We start from the raw sequence: 21,992 nt of genomic DNA on the forward strand, positions 1-21,992 counted from the left end.
CTATGAAAAGACGACTATATACGCTCTTCGTTCCAGTGGTATTTACCGTTGGGTACTGTTTGTCGATAAACTCCATAAAGGCCCAGGTTCTGGATACCCCGAAGGATATTGTTTATCTATTTACCGGTGATGCCGCTTTTGATGTACGAATTACGGATGTAACGGCCGATAAAGTATTGCTAAAGGATGATAAAGGTAAAGTAAGCGGCTTCACCCGGTCGAATGTATTGATGGCTTTCAGTCAGCAGGGTAATTTTCTGATCATCAATGAATTATCGACCGACCTGGATTCGGCCAGGCGACAGGTGAAAGCTTTCCTGGCTGCCCCGCTCCGGTCTGATGGAAATGACTACCTGATTATTGCAAATCCCCTGTCTGTTAAAGCGGCCCGTATTGTGGTCGATAACAATAACATAGTCAATTACAAAACACCGGAAGGTAATTCGGCTTCCATCAATAAAAATGAGCTACTCGCTATTTTATACAGAGATGGCCGGCATAAGTTGCTTAAATCCCCCGGCGAAGTGGCCCCACTCCTGGCCGAAGTTCGGCCTGACCTGGAAAATGGGGGTAAACCCATTGTCAAACCGAATCCAGACCCGGCTCCTCCAATAGTCGATTCGATAGCGACGGTAGCCGAAAATAAAGGGAATTTACTGGTCCTGACGGACGACGAAAAAGAGAAGTATCAGGAGAGTTCTCTCCATCGTTTAGACGACTTTATTGTGGCTGTTAATACGGTAACTGACAGGAACCGAAGCAACGACGAGAAAGACAGAGCTATCAATGATGCCCTGAAGCTGTTTGCCGATGGAGCTACCATTGAGGTAAACTCCGTGAAGAACCCGAATCCCCGCCCTGTTAGCCTGAAAAATTACCTTAACCGACTTAGGGTACTGCCGTACCGAAAAACAACCGTCGAGTGGTACGAGGTAAACTTTGTCGAAAATCTGACCCCCACCGCCGATGGTCTCTACGAAGGTACTATTGCGGGAGAGCAACGATTTACGGCGCAGGGAGCCAACGGGAGAACAGTTTACTCGGATGTGACCAGAAAGAACGTACGGGTGAGGTTGTCTTCCTACGATAAGACAATTGACGGTAAGGCATCAACCAGATGGCACATTTTGCTGGGGAACATCAAAATAAACGTTGAGAATTAATGTGATGAGCAACTGGATAAAACAGGTCTGCTGCATAGCGCTTAGCTTATTGGGGAGTCATTCTATGTGTACAGGCATTCCCTGTCTGCGGCTGACGGGCGTGGTACAGGACTATGCCAGCCACCTCCCACTGATGGCTAATTTTTATGTTGAAACACAGCAGGGGCGTTCCAGTCTGGGTGTTAGTGCTGCGCCAACCGGGCAGTTTACCATTGATATAAGTTGCACAGCTACGGCACTCATCATCGAAAAAGCGGGGTATCGTACCCAAACGCTGTTGCTGAATCAGTTGGCATCCCGGCCAAACAAATCAGTAGGCGTTATTATTCCGTTGATTGCAGTTGACAAACGAGGGCTTGACCGACCTTATTTCCAGTCCGAACAAACGCATTTCGTCCAGAAAAACAGTAAACAGTCCAGCATTCGGCCGCAGCGTAACACGTTCGTTATCACGGATGCACTAACGGGGCAATTGCTGCCCGCAGAAATGTGCTTTACGTTTACGAAAACCGAGCTGAAACGATGTATGGAAACGAACAGATCAGGGCAGGTACGTATTGATTTTACGGAAAAGGATATCGTCGCCATCGATGTAACCTCACCCGGTTATCAAAACTACGGCGGAAATCAGGTAGTGGAGCAGGGCGACAGTCGGCAGTTACGGCACGATATCCGGCTCTCCCGAACCCTAACGATCCTGTCTCTACAGATCGGTCCATCGGTCGGTAACTGCGAATTGCGTTCGGAGAATGATGCCGGGAAAGTGATAGGTCTTCAGTCCGTTCCTGGCCTGGCCAATACCCTGGTGGCGTATGATCTGTTGCCCCAGCGGTATACGTTATTGATTACCAACAAACAACGGGAATTGCGCGAGCAACGGCCCATTGTTATTCAACCCGGTCTGAATACTGCCACCTCCGAATTGGCTCAGCCGGTAGCTGACGGGGCTACTTTAATGAGCCGCCCTGATTCGGCACTGCGCTTTGAACAGGCCAGCTATACGCTGCTACAGGATTCGCAGGCCTTGCTGACTCAGGTGGCTGCTTACCTGGTCCAGCATCCAGAACTGGCTATAATCATTACCGGCCATACCGATAAAGAGGGCAATGAGCGATTGAATCTGAACTTATCGGAATACAGGGCTAAGGTGGTATCCAGCTTTCTCAGGAATCGTGGCGTAACCGACGATCGCATAGAGATGATTGGGCTGGGAAGCCAATTGATGGTTGCACCGAGTGATACAGAAGAGAATAAAGCCAAAAACCGGCGAGTGACGATAAAATTCATACCCAGAAAGACACCATGATTCACTGTGTACCGTATCGAAACTACAAGCTGTTTCTACTGGCAGTAGCTATTGGGATGAATGGATGTTACCAAGAACCCTCGCTACCGAACAGCCTGCTGCCACCTGGCTGCCGAATTTCTCAGATAGATACCATCGACTCGACCAGTCAGCATACGTATAACTACCAGTATGACCGGTTGGGCAACCGTACCATTGAAAGTGTTGACAGGTCCATTAAACGTGTTTTTACGTTTGATACGAGTGGCCTGTACATCAGGAGCCAACAGATAGACAATGTTACGCTGGCCTACCAGTACGATTCACTACGCACACCCTGGCGGATTAATCAAATAAGTGGCGGGGCGTATAAGTATGTATACACCTACGAAGGGGACAATCTGAAAACCTACGTGAGCACCGAAGGAGGAGTAACCCGAACGTACTCATTTACAAATGGCATACTGACCGGTCTTACCCTGAATCCGGAGACGGCTAAGGTGGACATAAGCGATGGAAAAATAACGAAAACGACTGATTCGCAGGGTAACGTAATTAATTACACGTACGTAAACGGGCAGGTAACGCAGGCGGAGTACCTCTACGCGGCTGGTGGACGCACACTGGTTACGTACACGTACGATGGGCAAAAACACTATGGGGCTGGGTGGCTGTTGGCCCGGGGTTTCCCGGGTACTGCCCAAAGTGGTCAGCCCGGACCCGGACTGGATGCTTTGGGTGAATCTATTCAACTAAATAACCTGCGTACCGTCAGTACACGGTTCTATAAACCAAATGCAGGTACAGAACCCCCTCTTTCAAAAAATCTAACCTACCAGCACCAGTATAATAGCGACGGGTATTCGCTCGGCTATGGCCGTAGTGATGGGGTTAGGGTTCGCTATACCTACGCCAACTGTTCTAACGAGTAACAGCCATGACTAAAACGACTACAAGACTCTTATTAGCCTGGCTATTTATATCCTTAACAGGGATAGTAGGCTCTGCATGGGCACAATCTCCGCAATTGCAGCTAACCGAAAAAGACCGGCAGAATATCAATGCGGAGGCACTTAAAGCCGTCAAACGACTTAATGCGTTACTAAACAGTTTAAGTGATGAAGACGTAGATGGCATTACCGCCGATTCCATGATTTTCAATAGCTACACGGGGCCTAACCGCTATTTCGATAACGTCAGTTCAATCATTGAAGATGATATTAATCCTACACATACATCAGCGGATAAAACGGACGATTTGCACGTCGATACCTACTTAAACCGGCTATTTCTCTACTACTCTAAACGGGGCAGTCAGGACAGTCAGGCAACAATCATTTTCTCGGAACTGACTCCGCAGGCTACCCAACAGGCGGGTAACGCTACGTTCATTAAAGTCTTTTTCAAATCTACTTTCAAAGGGAAATATACCGGTAAAGAAAACACCACTCCGCAACCTTATCTACCCCATGCACGAGTAGTTGAAATGAGTGTAGAAAAGGGAAAAGGGAAGTTTGAATGGAAACTCTACATCACTCGTCTAGGCTTTGTGCAACCTGGCGAGGGAATGCAACCGCTCGCAACAGGCAGACCTGACATTCCAGCCAACCTGAGCATAAACAGCCCCGAAATACCTTTCCGTCAGTCGGCAGGTCAGCAGCTTATCACGTTAAAATTCGATGCTAAATGGATAGAGGTACTAAAATCTGAAGCGTCAGATGTTCCAACGGGTTTTTACCAGCGTAAAGTACGGGCCGATGGGCAGGTATACGAATATGACAAGACGCGCACCATTGAATTTAAAGACAATAGTGACCGGTTTATTTTTCAGAAAGAAATAACGGCAAAGTGGTTTGACCGGGTCAATCCTATTGCTAAAAAACCAGCCAGGCCCGACACGGTGGCTAGTCCTGCTGTACCGATAGCGGTAAAAAGACCTGCCACCCGTCCCGATACAATCCGGGAAGTGGCGGTTAAGAAACCAGATTTACCCAAACCTAAAGTGCAAACGGATACCACCCGGCGCGTCGAAAAAACACCTGTGGCCACTATTACCGTGAAGCCAGCCAAACCCGCTACTGCTGCCCGGCCCGATTCCGTTCAGGGAGACGTAGCGGTCAATAAACTACCGGCGGCTACTATCGCCGTGAAGCCCGCCAAATCAGTGCCTGTTACTCAGCCCGATTCTGTTCCGCGGGTTGCCACCAGTCAGGTACAGAGGTTGAAAACATCAAAACCGATAGGGTTACCCTCAACCATTCCGGGTCTTATGGCTGTCAACAGAAAAGACTCCGTCCAGCTTGCTGGTGGTGAACTCACTCCCAAACCGGAAATAAAGAAAGAGAAACCACTCATTACCGTACCCGAATCGAAAACGCTGGGGCCAGTGCTGGCTAATGCGCTGGATGCCGATGCCAGAAAAGAGAAAGCCCGCTATCGTATGCAGGGATGGTTACAAATTGCGGCCGGTGTTGCCGGACTGGCAGGTAGTTACGTAGCCTACTCCACCATCAAGACCGATTTCGACGCTTATACCGCTAAAATGGACAAACTGAACGTAGAGTACACAAACTGGCTGGCCGTTACGCGCCAACCGGCGGGTGCTGCCGTCACGCCTTTGTCCATGAGCAGTTATGGGAAACCGGCTACCTATGGAGTTTACGCGGGAGGGTGCATCAGTTTGGGGCTGGTTGTCAATGGCATACGTTCACTGATGAAAGTTGGAAAGGTAAAGAGCAAAACGATTCCTGCTCCTGTTCTTCCCCGGCGTATTACCAGCCCGCCAACTACCATTATGAGTAATAAGAAATAGCTAGCTAAAATTATCCACACCATACCGATCAAATACCCATGAACAGACTTTTTACATTCCGATTTGTTGCTCTAGCAACTATTATTACTGTATTATTTCTGCTAAAAAGTAATCAATGTCAGGCAACCTATAAAGGATCAAATGCGGCTGGGCTTACGCTTACCGTAGCAGAAAGCCCTCTTTGCGTTGCAGAAAATGTTAGTATTACAAATATTCAAATTGAGATCACAAGCAGGACTACCGTTAGCCTAATATTCACCTGTAGATTTTCGAGCGGTAACGTTTACACGTACAATCAGTCAGGAACCATATCTGGAAGTACTGCCACCTTTTCGCGAGCGTCTTTTTATAGTTACTGTATAAATGATGTTGAATCGAGGAAAACTTATTTTACTCCTTCCATATCAGGTATTAGTTTTAGTGGAACCACCATGAATTGTACTTTTACCCTGTCAGCATCTGGGTACGCATCTGGTACAAAAAGCACTACTGTTTCTTTAACATTTCAAGGAACAAAGCCTTATTTTACTATTTCCGGAGCGACAAATAATGTAGTATGTAATACCAGCAATATATCCATTTTTGTCTTTGGAGATTACCCATCAAATGCTGCAGTTTGGGCAGGAGGTGTACAGATAGCAACTATAGTTTCAGATAGCTATTTTAGTTATGATTCTTCACCTTCAGTTTCATACGCTATCCCTGATGTGGATAACCAGAACCTCACGATTGAATTACGTTCTGCAGGAGGAAATTCATCAACAACGATTAGGGTAGGTGCTCCCTTACCGTCAACAATGAGTTTGTCAGCCAGTAAAGGGATGCCCTTATGTGATGTTCAACCCATTACCTTAAGCGTAAATAACCTACCTAGTTCGAATGTGAGTGTATCGTGGCCTGATGGTGGACCCACTGTTAGCACCCCTGCCACTAAAACATACAATGCCGTTATACAAAGAACAGCAAATGGATATAACGTCTGCCCTGCTGTGACAAAAAGCATCGCTGTCAGTATCTATAGTTTTAGTCCTTCCATAAATCCTGTCAATCCAAGCAAATGTCCCGAGGAAACTATCAATTTAACCGCCAGTCCGGGGGCAACAGGAAACTTTGGCTATACCTGGACACGCGATGGCCAAAGTGCCGGTGCCGACCAGACCGTTCAGGCATTCAACGCTGGCTCCTATACCGTGAGTGTAACGCCTAAAGATGTGAGTTGTCCGGCCAAAACCTCCACCATCACCGTCAGTAATAAGCCCAAACCAGGCCCACCCTCGGTGAGTGATCCCAGAGCACTATGCCAGAACAGTCAGCCTATCGCCCTCACAGCCGGTGGCGACAACTTACAATGGTTTTCCAGTGATGATAAGCCCATTGGTGCTCCCGTGTTGCCCAACACCGATGGCACAGGTCCCATAAGTTATAAAGTTACCCAAACTGTCAATGGCTGTACCAGCGATAAAGCTACAATCACGCAAAAATTCATCGCTGCCCCTCCCCAACCTGCCGTTGCTAACACGAAGCCTGAAGCTTGCCAAAACGATGCTGCGATTCAGCTATCGGCTTCCGGATCTGGTACCATCAACTGGTATGACTATCAGTACAAAGTCTTGCCCGGTGCCCCTGCTCAGCCTACCTCAGTACCGCCCAGCCCCTATACCTATTACGTCTCCCAGTCGGCTAATGGTTGCGAGAGTGAACGGGTAAAGATTGAAGTCCTTATTAAAGCAAAATCCCCTGCGCCGGGCAATGCCACCGTCGATTTCTGCCAACTGACCGGCAATCAGACCCTGACTATCAACGCCCAGAACCCAACCTGGTATACCAGTACCGGATCATCCATCGGGTCCACCGCCCCCGCCATCAACACCGATAACACCAGCCCCCAAACTTACAGGGTGGCCCAGAATACCAATGGCTGTTTGAGTGATCAGTCTGTCATTACGGTCAACATCAAACCAAAGCCAAGCCTGCCTACCGTCAATGCCCCGGCAACTCTCTGCCAGTTTGGCCAGTCAGTCGCCCTGGTCGCTACGGGAGTGAGTGGCTCCAGCCTACAGTGGTACTCCAGCGATGATAAATCCATCAGCACACCAGTGCCCAACACCGATGGCACTAATCCGATCAACTATAAAGTCACCCAAACCGTCAATGGCTGTACCAGCGATAAGGCCACCGTTGCCCAGACGTTCAACCCAGCTTCCGACAAACCTGACTTTACGCCGGGCTTCTACTGCGTAGGCTACCCCGCCGAGCCTCTCAGTGCCCGCACCCAGACTCAGGGTCCTAAATGGTACCTGTCAGGTTCCGAGATACCCGCTACCACCGTACCAGTGACCACCGAGGTTAAAGTTTTTACCTACCAACTAACCCAAACGCAGGCGGATAAGAAGGGGTGCCCCAGTAAACCCGTTGACGTGAATATTTCCATTCTTGCCACTCCGGTTACTCCTTCGGTACAGTCGCGGGGGCTGTGCAACAATCGCCCGCCCAGCTTTACACTGGACAGCCTGGTCAGTGGTGAGCGGCTGAAATGGTACGATGCCAATACAGGAGGCACGGGATCAACAACGACACCCAAGCCCGATGTGGGTGTTATCGGACCCAAAGTATATTATGTCACCCAAACCAATGCGGGCAACTGCGAAAGCCCACGAGCCACTCTTACCCTAACGGTCTATCCTATCCCGGCTGCACCTAAAGGCATTGTGAGTGGCCCCGTTTGCCAGACCTCGAATCAGGTTCAACCCGTGGGTACCTTCTTGGCCACCCCCGATACGGGCGGCACGTTAACCTGGTACTGGTCTGATCAATTGAGCGGTGCCCCCCAGCCACCTACCAGCAGTGCCACCGCCCAGCCGGGGACTTATACAGTGGCTGTGGCTCAAACCGTCAATGGCTGCATTAGTACCCCTACCGTTATTCCTCAAACCATTAACAAAGCCCCGGACAAACCTACCAGTACTGATCTATTGTTGTGCGTCAAAGATGTGGCCAAACCTCTGTCGGCTACCCCCGCAGCAGGTAGCAGTCTGCGCTGGTACGGGCAAAGTGAAAAAGACGGTACGGCCAGCACGCAGCCACCCCAGGCTACTCCCGACCGGGTTAAAACCGAAATCTACTACGTCAGTCAGGTGGATGGCAACGGCTGTGAGAGTCTACTGCCCCGACTGGCTATCAAACTCACCGTAGCCGATACGCCCCCGGCTCCCACTATCCCCAGTGTAACGACGGCCTGCCAGAACACCAACCCCATAACGCTGGTGGCGGGGGCAACGGCCAGCCTGATCTGGAAAGGCACCGACATTCAGGACACCACCAAAGCACCTACTCCGCCTACCGGCGCAGACAGGGTCTTTTCCTACACAATCACTCAGAAACTGGGTTCCTGCATCAGCCCGGCTAGTGTCTTCGCCTACACGATTATAAAAGAACCGGATGTACCTACGGCTCAGGCATCTTACCAGATATGCATCGGACAAACTCTATCTCTGTCGGCCACGGCGAGTCCGGCGACGAATACCCTGAAGTGGTACACCTCTCAACTCGATGCCACCAACCGGTCTAATGCCCTGACACTGGTAAAGGTGCCTACCGATAAGGGGCAAACGCTGAACTGGTACGTGACGCAGACCGACCCATATGGTTGCCAGAGTAAAACGGTGGGCCAGACCGTAACGGTCAGTCCCCAGTCGACGGCTAAACTGACGGGGGATGACCGGGTTGTTTATGATGACAATCTGCACAGCCAGGACAGCACCGCTATTCGGATTCAGTTTGGCGGGGCTGGCCCCTGGAATGTAACATTCTGGGATGGGAAAAGCACCGTAGTGGCTGTGGACCAGAATCCATTTGTAAAATGGGTACATCTAAAAGACTATGCTACCCTAACACCGGTGAACAGCCAGACGACGGCTAGTTTTGCCTTACAGACCCTCTCGGGCCAATGCGGAGCGGGAAGCCTGGCAGGTGCCACTTACACGCTGACGGTGCAGCGTTTGGTAACAGACATCGAACCACTACAGGCAGGTTTGTCGTTGGAGGTACTGCCCAATCCAGCAGCCACGACTTTGCAGGTAGAGTGGCAGGTGGTATCCCGTCAGGGAGTAATGTTACGCGTTGTATCATCGAGTGGTAGTGTGGTCTGGCAGGCAAGCCGGGTAGGATCGGGCGTGGTGCAACGGGAGAGTTTACCCGTCAGCGACTGGTCGGCGGGGCAGTATTATGTGCAGTTGGCGGGTGAGTCGGGTACGCTGGCAGTCCGCAAACTTATCAAACAGTAAAATCGGATGGGCCAAACCGGACGAGCACTATCGCAGGAATGATGGTACCCTGTTTGTCGGGTATTGGTTTGAGTAAACGCCTGGAAATTGACCGGGAAGTACTTAAAATCGGTAGAATTTTTAACGGAAAATAAACAACAGTAAAAACCTTCGTTTTCTTGCTGACTTTTCTATACTTTCAGGGCGAAATACCTGTTATCCACACGTTTCACAAAATTTATGAATCTCGCCGAATCGACCAAAGAGGCTGTCCAGATTGCACAAGCCATCGCCAAAGAGCATCAGCACGAAACAATTGCTCCACCTCATTTAATGCTGGGCCTGCTACATAATGACGTAGGATTTGCTTCCTGGCTGGCCAATCTGGGTAAAGACATTTACTTTCTGCGCGACTGGGCTGATTACCGGCTTGAACTATTGCCAAAGTCGGGGAAGCTGTCCAATGAGCCTTCTGGCGATGGCAATGTACAACAGGCAATGAAACTGGCCGAACTGGTGGCCCTCCAGGTATCGGCCATGAGTGTTGAGCCACTTCATGTGATGGCCGCTTTGCTGAAAGCGGGCGTTGCCTTTACGGCCGATCAACTCAAATCACTGCCGCTCAATCAGAAAGAACTGCTCGATGCCGCTGTAGATGACCGGGCAGTTATGGCCGCTATTCAGCCCGCCAATGCCCAGCCGGGTCAGAATGGGACGGACGCGCCTGCTTCGTCGGGCGATTCGGCACTCTATAAATTCTGCACCAACAAAACGGACCTGGCCCGGGAGGGTAAGTTCGATAGTATCATTGGCCGGGACAAGGAGCTTCGGTTAATGATTGAAATTCTGGTTCGGCGGCTGAAACCCAATGTTATGCTGGTTGGCGAACCGGGCGTTGGTAAAACGGCTCTTATCGAAGGCTTCGCCCAGGCACTCATCGCCAGCGAAGTACCGGCTTCCTTACAGAACTCTCAACTGTTTGAACTGGATTTAGGGTCTTTAGCTGCTGGTGCCTCCTACAAAGGCGAAGTAGAAGATCGCCTGAAAAAAGTGCTCAAAGAAATCAAGGCATTCGACAAGGCAATTTTGTTCATCGACGAAATTCACATTCTGCTGAATCCCAACGGCACACTGGGTACGGGTGTTGCCCAGTTGTTGAAACCAGAACTGGCCCGGGGCGAACTGACCGTTATTGGCGCCACAACACTGGACGAGTTCCGACTGTACGTTGAGAAAGATGAAGCGTTTAGCCGACGGTTTGAGTTGCTGCCCGTTCCCGAACCCGACCTCACCACCGCTCGACGTATGGTGGCTAACGTTCTCCCTTATTTTGAAGAGCACCATAAACTAAAGGCAGACTCCGATGTGGCTGGAGAAGCCGTTCGATTAGCCAGCCGGTACATAAAAGATCGGCGCCTTCCCGATGCGGCCGTCGATCTGCTCGACCGCACCATGGCCGCCATACGAACCATTGGCGAACGGGCACACACCGACCTGACTACCCTCCAGCAGGATCTGATTTCACTCACTACGAAAGTAGCGGAACAGACAGAAGCCGATCAACTGGATGAATACCGGTGGTTGTTGCGGCAGATGCAAAACAAAGTCAATCCTATTTTACAGCAACAGTTGGAAGACGATACCCAGCCTGATACGATTGAACTGGCTGAGGTACTCCGCGATTATCTGACGGCCCGGATAACGCAACTGCTTCCCCTGGCCGAAGTCAGACAGGAAACCGTTAGTAAGCAGGATATTGCGGCCATGATTGCGGCCAAAACGGGCATCCCGCTGGGCAAACTCCAATCGAGTGAGCGTGAGCGGCTCATGACAATGGGCGATATTCTGCGGAAACGTGTAGTGGGTCAGGACCACGCCGTGAAATCCCTGGCCGCTGCCATCCTCGAATCCCGAGCGGGCCTAACGGGTGGCAAACAACCCATTGGTGCTTTTTTTCTACTGGGTCCAACGGGTACGGGTAAAACAGAACTGGCTAAAGCACTGGCCGACTTTCTGTTCAACGACGAATCATTTCTGATTCGCTTCGATATGTCGGAGTTTAAGGAAGAGCATTCGGCAGCCCTGCTTTATGGCGCACCTCCGGGGTATGTGGGTTACGAACAGGGTGGTTTGCTGGTCAATAAGATTCGCGAAAAACCGTACTCCGTCGTTCTGTTCGATGAGATTGAGAAAGCCCACCCGTCGGTATTCGATATTTTCCTGCAAATCCTGGATGAAGGTAAACTCCATGACCGGTTGGGCAAAGAAGGTGATTTTTCAAACGCTGTCATCCTGTTTACGTCAAACATAGGCAGCGAGTTTATTGTCAAGGAATTTGGTGAGAATAAAATCCCGGCGGCTAACGACCTGATGGATATTATGTCCCGGCATTTCCGCCCCGAATTCTTGGCCCGTCTAACCGAAATTGTGCCCTTCGCCCCCATCAGCGAGCAGAATGTCGTACGCATCTTCGACATTCACCTACGGAGCCTGACTGGCTTGTTGACGAAGCAGGGCATTACGCTCGATTTGACAGAACCCGCCCGCGAGCACCTGGCCCTCACCGGGTTTTCCCCCCGATACGGAGCGCGTCCCCTAAAAGGTGTTATACGAAGCCAACTCCGTCGCCCTATTTCGCAAATGATTATTTCGGGCGAATTGAGCAAAGACCAGACCCTGAAAATTGATCTGGATCCAGAGACGAAGGAGTTGAAGTGGGAGGTGAAGTAGGAAGGTAATCTTAAATTGATAGCGATACTTATGGATAATTACTGCCTTACTGATCCTTTGGCATTTTCTATGCGAATTGATTATATCAACGCATTGACAAATGAATGCTTATCAACTCAATATGTTCCTAACAACTGTCTTCATTCCTATGCAGTCGTTACCGTTAATCCTGATGATAAGAAAGTATCAGTAACTATAGACGGTGCTCGTGTTTCTGAAACGGAGTTGAAAAAATACCTCCCAACGGCTGAGAAGGCCATACAGCATGGGAGTAAAGCAAAAGAAATTTCGCATGCGTTTGGAGAACATTTTTCGATTGACTCCCATACTAGGCAAGGTTTATTCCGGAAAGACTCTATTAACGTACTTACAGTTAGCCAAAAAATAAAACGTGATGGAAAAACATTTGTCGAGCCACTACATCGCTACGAGACCTACCAAAGCCCAGTCAGTAATCGAGTAAAACCCACTGTAATAAAGGACTCAGTAATTAAAGCGTCAAAGCCCGCTTCCAAAATGGCTTATCGCTCAACCCAGGTAGTTGGTGTTCTACAAAAAGGGGCAGGAGCGGCAGGGAAAGTACTTAAGACCTTCGATTATGTTGAAAAAGGCATAAAGATTAAGGAAATCACAGAAGCAGCACAAGAAGGCGATTATAAAAAAGCCAGCCGAAAAAGTGGGGGATTCGCCGGGGGCGAACTGGGACAGAAAGGAGGGGTAATGTTGGCAACTATGGCAGGGGCCGCATTGGTTACCGCCGAGATTGTGGCAGCTCCGATTGCTGTACCGGTCACCCTATTACTGATTGCCATTTGTGCCTATTCAGGAGACACAGTCGGCGAGAAGGTGGGTGAAGTAATTGGTGACTCTTTGTACGATAGTGGCAATTCACTATATGACAAAGTAGTCAAAACTCCAAAAGTAAATGAACCCCTAACGAAGGCACTGGAAAAGCAATCAGGTGCTAACGTGACGAATTCGCAGACAGCCATTAAGCCCAACCCGAATGACATAGTAGGAACAATCGGCATACGTTTTGGTGATGGCAGTTATTCTGAGGGGACTGTTCTCCGGTCAGATTATCGGGGGGATGATTACAGACCAACCCCGTAAGTGGACAATCGAATTGGACCTATATCCTGTTGATAGGAATCGAGAATCGATTATTTTTATCCGTTTACTGAACGAAGTAAAACGCCATTATCTACCGTTTACACAGAACCCTTGTACTTTTTTCACCTAATGTTTGCAAAACTGAAAAACTCCCTTTATTATTGATTCTTAATCAATTATCCACAACATTTTAGGTTATGCAGCCAACAATGAATATGCCCGGCGCGTGGGCAGCCTACAAAGATATCCCTCCCAGTCTTTCCCCAATCAGTCAGAACAAAACGCTCTACGTTGGCAAATTTAACGATGAGATGGCGCAGGAACCCGACGCAGTCGAAGGGCTGGAATCGGTTAACGATGTGCTGAACTATTACAAGCCCGAATCATCCGTCATGATGTATGACCAGGAAGGGGCTCCTGCTACGGAAACATTCGAGTTTCGTAAAATGGGCGATTTCTCCCAGGAGGGTTTAGTTGAGCAAAGCCCTTTACTGCGTGAATTATCGGCGCAGATGCGCAACCTGCAAAAATTGGACCGTCACCTTCGGTCTAACAAATTACTCCAGACGGCCTTACAAAATCCCCAGGCAAAGCAAATTGTGCTTGATATGGTTCAGCAAATGATCGACGAACTTGAAGAAGTTTCCTAGACCATTGCACAACCTATAATTGTTTCTATCTGACAAATCCTTTACTCTTTCACTAAAATGGCTGAGGCTGAGAAAAGTACGTCGGCGGGAAAACCCGTACGCGAACGTGAATCGACTACTCCTGCTGTACCCATCGAACAGCAAATTACCCAACTACAGCAGATGCGGCTTGGAGGGTTTAAACTTCTGGAAACCAGTATTGACGGAAGCGAGATCTTTAGTCCTGAACGCAAAGCCCGCAAGAGCATTTTTCTGACCGACGAATCACGCAAAGAGGATCGGAAAGTGCTCAAAGACCGGCTCAAGCTCTGGAAAGAAATGCTTAGCAAAGAGGGGATTTCGGTGATGGACCTTGCCAAAGAGGTAGACGATAAATTCAAAGCAACCGAAAAACTTTACAAAGACAATCTATCTACCGTTGTCAGTGAAATCCGCGATATGGAAAGTACCTACAAAGGAGTCGATCTATTCTTTAAGAATGCCGAAACAAGCGGGCTTAAAATTCGGAATATCGTTTTCACGAATGCCGCATTAGAACAACTCAATCCAGCAGATCCGACCAACGCCGAGACAATCGAGCATATCAAAAACGAAATCCATAAAGTGTATAACCGGTTCGATTTACGCGAGAGTTATTCGCTGATGGTTATTCCGGGCTATTTGGGCAGTAAACGGGCGGTTGACGGCTGGGCCAAGATTGCTTATGACCACAAGGTGATGCTCGTAACGGATTACCAGAATTTAGATTCGCTCAAAGAAACACTCAAAGAGTTTCAGCGCGAAAAACTGGCCGCCGATGAAGGCCGCCTGTCAAATGTGCTGATGGCCTGTAACCCAATTGTGGGCCGGGGAAAATACGAAGATCTCGAAGAACTGGACGACCTGTACGTGAATCCATCATCGGCCATTGCCGGAAAAATGTACATGAACTTGATTTCTCAGGTATCGGCCGGTTACCAGTACGGCTCCCTTGAAGATGTAGATGGAGCACGCTTCGATTTGTTGAAAACCGAAGTGGGTGAACTGGAAAATCAGGGGCTGATTCCGCTCACGAAAGAATTCGGAAAAGTCATTGCCTTTTCAGGTAAAACGCTTTACAGTGGCTCCAATATCGGCCTGAAAACATACTCGGTCGTTCGGGTTTTCGACTGGATTATGAAAGTGCTCATGTGCTTTCTTAATAAGCGGGCAATGGAAAACTGGAGTGGTAAAATTGAACGCGAGATTACGGAAGAAATTATTCAGTTTCTGGATCAGATCAAAGGGCCGGGTAAAATCATTGAGCGTTTTGAGGCTCCGCAGTTTCGTCAGGACCCCATTCAGAAAGACCGCATTTTCGTGGACATCAACATTACACCGTTCTTCCCGGCCAAAACCTTCGTCATCGGGTTACACGGCGAACGCGGTCGGGACGAGAACACAGGTCGTCGTGGTGACTTTAAAGGGGATGTTGCCCAACGGTAATTCATAAACGGCTATGCCTTCATTTAGCGCCCGGTTTAATGTCGGTAATTTTTCTACACTTGTCAACTACGTCTATTTTGATATCAATCAGGCTGTTGATTCGCTGGGGAGACCGGCATCATTGACAAGGGGTGGAAAAATTACGGTTGAGTTTAACTCGACCGACAACAATGAAGTAGCCGAATGGATGGCCAATCCAGACAAAAAACTGGATGGTAACATTGTCTTCTACGATATGAATCAGCAGATTTCGCTGAAGAAACTGGAGTTTAAAAATGCTTATTGCGTCGATTTGCTGGAGCGATTCGATGCAACCACGTCCAGTACACATATGGTCACGATTATCACGATTTCACCGGAAACAATAACCGTGGGTGGAATCATTCTGGATAATCGCTGGCCAGAGTCCGTTAGTTAAGAACGGACACCGAATTTTAACAAGTTTTATACTACTCACACTATCCATTCACACCATGGCAGCTTCGTTTGCCGCCGATTTTTACGTTGCTGGAAAAATGCCCCCCTTTCGGGTACTAACCTGCGAATACCACCTCACCCAGCCGACCGACCCTAGAGGCCGCCCGTCGGCTGGGGTTCGCAGTGGTTTGATTCGGATTTCACTGGTGGGGAACGATTATGCTACACTCACCGATTGGGCTATTCGCCCCGATTTAGCCTACAACGGTAAAATCGTCTTTAAAGACCTCACCAACAAAACGCTCAAGACACTGACATTCGAACAGTGCTACTGCGTTTCGTACCGGGAAATCTTTACCCCTCACGATGGAATCGATTCTGCCTATACGTTCGATTTGGGCCTGACAGCAGCCAAAATGGAACTGAATGGTATGCTCCACGACAATCAGTGGCTGGATTGGCGACGTGATGCTCAATAGCTCCACCGCAAAAAACCATAACAATGGCTCAACAGGTTACAGTAAACGTTTCGGTTGGTGGTGAAGTTCTCAAACATTTCACGCACCTGCGCATCGATCAGTCGATGTTTACGCACCATACGTTTGAAATCGTTGTGCCCATTGAGGATATAGAGGGCAAGGGAGCATTTTTCTTCCAGTCTGCCCATCAGCGACTGTGCGGGAAACCTATTTCAATTAGCTTCAAGCCCTTTTATAAAAATGTTCCGCATAATTTTGAGTTTAAGGGAGTTGTAACCGAATTAGTGTTGCATAACGACAGCGAGATGGTGAACTCCTACATCATAAAAGGACACAGTCCAACGATTTTGCTGGAAGATGGTACCCAGCGTCGTACGTTTCAGGTGCAATCACTGGGTGAAATTTTTAGTGGGATTTTATTTGACTATCCATCAAATATTCTGGCCAGCAGCGTAAGTCCCAAAAACAAGGAAAAGCTGAATTACAAGGCGCAGTACGACGAAAGTAATTTTGATTTTATGAGCCGCCTGGCGGCCGAATACGGCGAGTGGTTCTACTACGACGGTACGCAGCTAGTTATTGGCAAACCTGGTACCGTTACGCAGCCCTTCGTTGTGGATGGGGTGCAGCATTTCGATATGGCAATAGGCCTTAAGCCCACCCGCTTTGGCATGTTGCATTATAATTACGTGAAGCACGAATATTACAGCAGCGGTAGCTCGCAGGTTGATTTGGGTCAGTTTGGTTCGTTTGCTTTTGGGCAGTCGCAGAGTTTATTCGGCCAGCCAGCACAACTGTGGCCGTTGAAAGACGTTCAGGCCCAGGGGCAACTCGATAGTGCTATTCAGGCATTGAACGCGTCCAATGCGGCCGATTTGGTCCGGTTTCAGGGATCAGGCGAAAACCCTAACCTGAGTATTGGCGTGATGGTCAATGTAACGGGGCAGAAGCTCAACAGCCTGAAGCAATTTGAACAGGTGCCGGTTGGGAAATACCGCATCACGCACATTACCCACACCGTTGACAACATCGGGAACTACGAGAATTTTTTTGAGGCTATTCCCGATGCCGCTGCATTTCCTCCACGCAACCCCCACGCCCGTATGCCGGTGGCACTGCCCGAAATTGCGACCGTCATTACCAACGAAGATCCACTCAAACTAGGCCGCGTAAAAGTGCAGTTTCACTGGCCCAACCAACTGTATGGTAAGTCGTCGTGGATACGGGTCGCCTTCCCTTATACGGGCAGCGACCGGGGCATGTTGTTCATTCCCGAAAAGGACGATCAGGTCATCATCAGCTACGAGGCCAATCACGTCGATTTTCCGCTGGTAGTGGGCAGTATCTATCATAAGTCGCCCAGTACCAGTTACTGGTTTGACGATAATTTACAGAAGATTATCCGCACAAAGGGTGGCAACAAGATAGTACTGAAAGACAAGCCCGGCGAGCAGGAAGTGTTCATCACCAACGCCAATAAAAAGGGAACCAACCTGCACATTTCGTTCAAAGGCGATGGAACCATTACACTTCATACCGAAGGCTTAATTCAACTGGAGGCTAAAAACATTAAGATGACGGCCAAAGAAAGCATTGAGATGAATGCTAAAAATATGACCGTCAACATCCAGAAGGATCTAAAAACATCGTCGACAAAAACGGATATGTCCGCTACTAATGAAATTAAACTGGGAGCCATGAAAATAGCCGCCAGTGCACAACAGGAAGCATCCATTTCATCGGGGTTAAAAACCGAAGTAAAAGGAACCACGGTCGAGGTAAGTGGCAATGGAATGGTCGATATAAAGGCACCGATGGTAAAAATCAATTCGTAAGCAAAACCAATTTTTCAAACAAACATAGTTCCACCCTAAAACAATAATTTAGTATGCCAGCATCCGCTATTGCCGCTTATTTTAACGTCGCAGGTATCGCCGACACCGAAGTCCAGAAGTGTTTTTATGAACTTCGCCGGTCTATTGACCAGAAAGGTCGCCCTTCCTCTATTACCCAGGGCGGAACAATTACCGTTGAAATCGTGTCGAGTGACACCGATTCTGCCCTTGCCGACTGGATGGCGAACTCCTACAAAGAGTCCGACGGGGAAATCAAATTTCTTGACGAAAAGAAATCGACGTTAAAAGAAATTAAGTTTCAGAAAGCCCGTTGTGTCAGCTTTGCCGAGCGGTTCGACAAAACGCCCGACCCTTCCTATCCTGAACGTCCATCCATGACGCTGACCTTGACGATCTCTGCCGAGAAAATCAGCTTTAGTGGTGCCGAACATGATAACAAGTGGGACGATAAGGCGTAACCAGCATAACCGAGCGAAAACGTATTCGAGCCTTACGGGGATGAATACGTTTTCGCTCGGTTGCTTACTTTGCTACCAGGGGTAGCCGACGGGCCAGGATACGGATACCGTTGAGCAAATGATTTTCGCGACAGGTACGGTCCGGGTCGATGTAAAGATTTTTACGATACCAGGGGCGCTGTACGAAAAAGTGCCATTCGAAGTAACTTCTGGGCGATGACCGAATTTCGATTTTGCGACTGGGTTCATCTTCATTGTGCTCATCGAGCGAAAACTGGAAGCCATCGCCAACGTTCATCGCATCGGGAATGAAAGAGCGAATATCGTACGAGTTGCGTTCGCTGTATTTTATGTCCAGCACGAAGATCACACTGGTTGTCCGCTTGAACTCGGATTCGGTTAGGGCAGGCATCTGGAGCAATGGATTGTAGCGCCATTTTTTAAAGATTTTGGGCGGAATGGCATCGTAGTTCTCATACGCCCATTGAATCAAAAAGGGTAGCGGAAAAATGAGCAGGGTACTAACCAGCGGTCGGACATTGGCTTTGAATTCCTGGTCGGCCAGTATCTGAAAAAGACCGGGCGAGAACGACAGGATGTAAATGGCTGCCACGCCAATGATACCCATCAGCAGCGTTATAAGCCCCCCCTGCATGTAGTCGTTTGGTTTTATCCAGGGCATAAACGCCCGCATACTGCTTACGTGTACCATGCCCAGCAGAAACACAACGGTAAGAATGAGGGTGTAGGTCCAGAAACTCACGTCGCTCTCCGGCGACAGTACACTGTGAGCAATCAAATGGCCCAGATAGCCTACGGCAACAAAGATGAAGAACGTAACTAAAACGTACAGAAGAGTGTGGGTGATGGTCTTATTTCGTAACAGGCTACTACGAACATCACTAACGGCGCGATTGGTCAGCGAACTGGCTTCTGACTCCAGATTTGGTCGGAACATGAGGTGTGAATAGTTAAAGTAGAACTTGTTTCAAAAATAAGCGACTTACGCTATAAGTCAATTAGTTGCTTAAAAAAAACTAACCAAAATGGGACAACCCGCAGCCCGCGTTGGCGACATGCATACGTGCCCGATGGTAACGCCCGGCTTACCCCCGATACCGCACGTTGGCGGTCCGGTTTTACCCCCTGGCGTTCCAACCGTATTCATCGGGGGTATGCCAGCCGCCACCATGGGTAACATGTGCCTGTGCGTCGGTCCACCTGATGTTATTGTACGCGGCTCATTCACGGTTTTGATTGGTGGCCGCCCCGCAGCCCGCATGGGTGATAACACGGCTCACGGCGGAGTAATCACAATGGGATGCCCAACGGTGTTGATTGGTGATTTTGGCATGGGAATGGGTGGCATGGTCGAAATGATTCTCAACATGACTGACCTAACGATAGCTAAGTTCATGAATAGTGTACCCATTGAACGAGCTAAGGCGGTTGCTCAGATGGCAGCACTTTCGCAAGCAGCGCAAGCTGGTACTGCACTCGTTGAAGTATGTACTTAACCCATCCTTTTACAAATAATGGTATTAAAGAAATCTCAACTAAGCCAACTGGCTGAACCTGCTAAAGCTAAGTTCATTAATCAGTTGATAATTCTCGTAGGAGAACAATATCCTGAGGAGGTTTTATTGGAAGATCCAATTCAAATACGACAACGGTTGACCACCTTAGTAGAGAAAGCCCGACAATATGGGTTCGTGCGGGAACAGCATGTAGCCCTATTCGTACTATTTTGTATGGAGTTAGGTGATGATTTCGATGAAAATTCTGAAAATAAAAAAATAACCGACAGGTTTAAGGATAGATCGATAACTGCGCAAAATAGATTGGATTCTGTAGGTAATCTTATTTTTTAGTTTTAAAGCAAAAAAAATGGTCGACTTTTATGATACTGTAGATCGTAGGCTTAGCCAAATTGAGCAGCAATATCAAAAAATCAAACAGATGAATCCTGTTGATGCTTTAGATCAAAAAAAAATAAGCGATGCAAAAGTTAATCTATCAAAACGTTATAATGACTTGAAAATTCTCAAAGAGACTGGACAACAATACAGGAAGGATTATGATGCTTATGAACTAGTAAAATTAAAAACAACCGAGAGTTATAAAAATGCATCCGATTGGAACAAATACCATGAAAAGCTCAAACAAGATTTTGCACAAAAATATCCCGGTACATATGATTCAAAAAAAAATATAATAGATATAAGATCATGGTCTGAAGCGGATAAAAAAAAGTACTTAGACTCTAGAAAAAATAGGGACTTAGCAATAAAGATCAATAAGGATAGACAAAGTGAAGAACAGATTGCGAAAGAGAAAAATGATCAAAAAGCCAAAGAGTACACAAATTTAAAACAAAAAGTACAGGACGCTTTTCCTACTAATAATAATATAAGTGAACCCTGTACATATTGTCAGCTTAAAAGCCGTCGAGATAAATTAGCTAGAGTAAAGGCGGTATTTCCAGGGCAACAAAGTTTTGGAAACTGCGGTATTCAGTCAGCAAATCAAATGATGGAATTGGTTACGTGTGAAAAGAATGATGAAGCCAGACAATTAAAAAAAGCCTTAAAAGATGGTAATGCTAAGCTGTCATTACCAACAGATAAACCAGAAGACATAAACAGACGTAGAAAATCTGGATTAAATGCAGATGAAGTAAATACTATCGACAAGATTGGTAGCACGAAGAATATAGGTATAGAACTTGAAAAAGATAAAACCATCGGCAAATATTATTCAACTGTAAATAGAGACAAATATTTAGATAATGGTAAAATAATAACAACCAGCAGTACTGGAGGTGCTTTTCCTGCGCAACAACAAAAAATAATGCAATCTCCTGAAAATCCAAAGGCCGCCATAAGTACTAGTCTAAAAGATCCAACTATTGGAAATATTGAAACAGCTTTGAAAGAAAATAAGCCTGTCATTGTAGTTACACAGACAGCCTTGTTAGATCCAGTTTATGACGAAAATAATAAACCAATCATACCTAACCCATGGACACTATCAAAAGACCAAACAGATGCAGATGGTAACGTAACTGCCAAAAAAGGCCAGCAAATGGTGGGAATACATTCGGTAATGATTGCAGATGGAAAGTTCGATGAAAATAAAAATTTAACTCATGTGCTTATAAATGATACAGGTACAGGTAGAATGTATTATATGAAAGTTAGCGACTTAGAAAAAAGTATGAATGATGCATCTCGAAATAATACAGTTGCTGAGTATAAACTGGTTGTATCTGATAAACCTATTAATCCTGATTGTCATTAATCT

Annotated in this window: 17 protein-coding genes; 16 read left to right on the forward strand and 1 reads right to left on the reverse strand. The window is 47.7% G+C overall.

What is annotated here, in order from left to right:
• Positions 1-2 precede the first annotated feature (2 nt).
• The 13 genes from B157_RS35655 (at position 3) to tssD (B157_RS0118320) (ending at position 18,689) form a co-directional block, all read left to right on the forward strand.
• Positions 3-1,163, forward strand: coding sequence for a hypothetical protein (locus B157_RS35655; RefSeq protein WP_020604751.1), 1,161 nt, complete (start codon positions 3-5; stop codon positions 1,161-1,163).
• Between the two features lie 64 nt (positions 1,164-1,227).
• Positions 1,228-2,469 (forward strand): OmpA family protein, encoded by a 1,242-nt coding sequence (locus tag B157_RS36905; protein WP_020604752.1) that lies wholly within the window; start codon positions 1,228-1,230, stop codon positions 2,467-2,469.
• Entirely contained in the window at positions 2,466-3,380 is a 915-nt protein-coding gene (locus tag B157_RS0118265; RefSeq protein ID WP_020604753.1) for a hypothetical protein, read from the forward strand. The genes B157_RS36905 and B157_RS0118265 overlap by 4 nt, the downstream gene beginning before the upstream one ends.
• Positions 3,381-3,385: 5 nt before the next feature.
• Complete coding sequence (locus tag B157_RS0118270) at positions 3,386-5,260, forward strand: hypothetical protein (protein ID WP_157618492.1); 1,875 nt, start codon at positions 3,386-3,388, stop codon at positions 5,258-5,260.
• A gap of 989 nt (positions 5,261-6,249) precedes the next feature.
• Entirely contained in the window at positions 6,250-9,543 is a 3,294-nt protein-coding gene (locus B157_RS0118275) for an immunoglobulin domain-containing protein (RefSeq protein ID WP_020604755.1), read from the forward strand.
• A gap of 219 nt (positions 9,544-9,762) precedes the next feature.
• A complete protein-coding gene (locus tag B157_RS0118285; protein ID WP_020604757.1) occupies positions 9,763-12,252 on the forward strand; it encodes an ATP-dependent Clp protease ATP-binding subunit in 2,490 nt (829 codons plus the stop codon).
• 30 nt (positions 12,253-12,282) lie between these two features.
• Positions 12,283-13,365 carry a hypothetical protein gene (locus tag B157_RS0118290; protein WP_020604758.1) on the forward strand — a complete coding sequence of 361 codons (1,083 nt, stop codon included), beginning with the start codon at positions 12,283-12,285 and terminating at the stop codon, positions 13,363-13,365.
• 197 nt (positions 13,366-13,562) lie between these two features.
• On the forward strand, positions 13,563-14,015 hold the full coding sequence (locus B157_RS0118295; protein WP_026308788.1) for a type VI secretion system contractile sheath small subunit: 453 nt from the start codon (positions 13,563-13,565) through the stop codon (positions 14,013-14,015).
• Between the two features lie 57 nt (positions 14,016-14,072).
• Positions 14,073-15,479 carry a hypothetical protein gene (locus B157_RS0118300; RefSeq protein WP_020604760.1) on the forward strand — a complete coding sequence of 469 codons (1,407 nt, stop codon included), beginning with the start codon at positions 14,073-14,075 and terminating at the stop codon, positions 15,477-15,479.
• A gap of 13 nt (positions 15,480-15,492) precedes the next feature.
• A complete protein-coding gene (gene tssD, locus B157_RS0118305; protein ID WP_020604761.1) occupies positions 15,493-15,897 on the forward strand; it encodes a type VI secretion system tube protein TssD in 405 nt (134 codons plus the stop codon).
• A 55-nt stretch (positions 15,898-15,952) separates the two neighbouring features.
• A complete protein-coding gene (gene tssD / locus B157_RS0118310) occupies positions 15,953-16,375 on the forward strand; it encodes a type VI secretion system tube protein TssD (protein ID WP_020604762.1) in 423 nt (140 codons plus the stop codon).
• A 23-nt stretch (positions 16,376-16,398) separates the two neighbouring features.
• Positions 16,399-18,210: a type VI secretion system Vgr family protein gene (locus tag B157_RS0118315; protein ID WP_020604763.1), complete on the forward strand. Its 1,812-nt coding sequence runs from the start codon at positions 16,399-16,401 to the stop codon at positions 18,208-18,210.
• A gap of 53 nt (positions 18,211-18,263) precedes the next feature.
• Positions 18,264-18,689, forward strand: a complete 426-nt coding sequence (gene tssD / locus B157_RS0118320; protein WP_020604764.1) for a type VI secretion system tube protein TssD — start codon at positions 18,264-18,266, stop codon at positions 18,687-18,689.
• A 64-nt stretch (positions 18,690-18,753) separates the two neighbouring features.
• On the opposite strand, the gene B157_RS0118325 is transcribed toward tssD (B157_RS0118320), so the two are convergent.
• The gene (locus B157_RS0118325) at positions 18,754-19,647 is read right to left on the reverse strand and encodes a TssN family type VI secretion system protein (protein WP_020604765.1); all 894 of its coding nucleotides are present in this window, start codon (positions 19,645-19,647) and stop codon (positions 18,754-18,756) included.
• An 88-nt stretch (positions 19,648-19,735) separates the two neighbouring features.
• On the opposite strand from B157_RS0118325, the gene B157_RS40285 reads away from it, so the two are divergent.
• From B157_RS40285 to B157_RS0118340, 3 genes are read left to right on the forward strand one after another with little or no spacing between them, the layout of a single operon-like run.
• Positions 19,736-20,206: a PAAR domain-containing protein gene (locus B157_RS40285; RefSeq protein WP_020604766.1), complete on the forward strand. Its 471-nt coding sequence runs from the start codon at positions 19,736-19,738 to the stop codon at positions 20,204-20,206.
• Between the two features lie 18 nt (positions 20,207-20,224).
• Positions 20,225-20,560, forward strand: coding sequence for a hypothetical protein (locus B157_RS0118335; protein WP_020604767.1), 336 nt, complete (start codon positions 20,225-20,227; stop codon positions 20,558-20,560).
• 16 nt (positions 20,561-20,576) lie between these two features.
• Positions 20,577-21,989, forward strand: coding sequence for a hypothetical protein (locus B157_RS0118340; RefSeq protein WP_020604768.1), 1,413 nt, complete (start codon positions 20,577-20,579; stop codon positions 21,987-21,989).
• Positions 21,990-21,992 lie beyond the last annotated feature (3 nt).

Source organism: Spirosoma spitsbergense DSM 19989 (assembly GCF_000374085.1).
Classification (GTDB): Bacteria; Bacteroidota; Bacteroidia; order Cytophagales; family Spirosomataceae; genus Spirosoma; species Spirosoma spitsbergense.

Excerpts from the sequence above, each read along its gene's own strand:
- B157_RS35655 (WP_020604751.1), top strand. The coding sequence starts at position 3 with ATGAAAAGACGACTATATACGCTCTTCGTTCCAGTGGTATTTACCGTT.
- B157_RS36905 (WP_020604752.1), top strand. The coding sequence starts at position 1,228 with ATGTGTACAGGCATTCCCTGTCTGCGGCTGACGGGCGTGGTACAGGAC.
- B157_RS0118265 (WP_020604753.1), top strand. The coding sequence starts at position 2,466 with ATGATTCACTGTGTACCGTATCGAAACTACAAGCTGTTTCTACTGGCA.
- B157_RS0118270 (WP_157618492.1), top strand. The coding sequence starts at position 3,386 with ATGACTAAAACGACTACAAGACTCTTATTAGCCTGGCTATTTATATCC.
- B157_RS0118285 (WP_020604757.1), top strand. The coding sequence starts at position 9,763 with ATGAATCTCGCCGAATCGACCAAAGAGGCTGTCCAGATTGCACAAGCC.
- B157_RS0118290 (WP_020604758.1), top strand. The coding sequence starts at position 12,283 with ATGGATAATTACTGCCTTACTGATCCTTTGGCATTTTCTATGCGAATT.
- B157_RS0118295 (WP_026308788.1), top strand. The coding sequence starts at position 13,563 with ATGCAGCCAACAATGAATATGCCCGGCGCGTGGGCAGCCTACAAAGAT.
- B157_RS0118300 (WP_020604760.1), top strand. The coding sequence starts at position 14,073 with ATGGCTGAGGCTGAGAAAAGTACGTCGGCGGGAAAACCCGTACGCGAA.
- tssD (WP_020604761.1), top strand. The coding sequence starts at position 15,493 with ATGCCTTCATTTAGCGCCCGGTTTAATGTCGGTAATTTTTCTACACTT.
- tssD (WP_020604762.1), top strand. The coding sequence starts at position 15,953 with ATGGCAGCTTCGTTTGCCGCCGATTTTTACGTTGCTGGAAAAATGCCC.
- B157_RS0118315 (WP_020604763.1), top strand. The coding sequence starts at position 16,399 with ATGGCTCAACAGGTTACAGTAAACGTTTCGGTTGGTGGTGAAGTTCTC.
- tssD (WP_020604764.1), top strand. The coding sequence starts at position 18,264 with ATGCCAGCATCCGCTATTGCCGCTTATTTTAACGTCGCAGGTATCGCC.
- B157_RS0118325 (WP_020604765.1), bottom strand. The coding sequence starts at position 19,647 with ATGTTCCGACCAAATCTGGAGTCAGAAGCCAGTTCGCTGACCAATCGC.
- B157_RS40285 (WP_020604766.1), top strand. The coding sequence starts at position 19,736 with ATGGGACAACCCGCAGCCCGCGTTGGCGACATGCATACGTGCCCGATG.
- B157_RS0118335 (WP_020604767.1), top strand. The coding sequence starts at position 20,225 with ATGGTATTAAAGAAATCTCAACTAAGCCAACTGGCTGAACCTGCTAAA.
- B157_RS0118340 (WP_020604768.1), top strand. The coding sequence starts at position 20,577 with ATGGTCGACTTTTATGATACTGTAGATCGTAGGCTTAGCCAAATTGAG.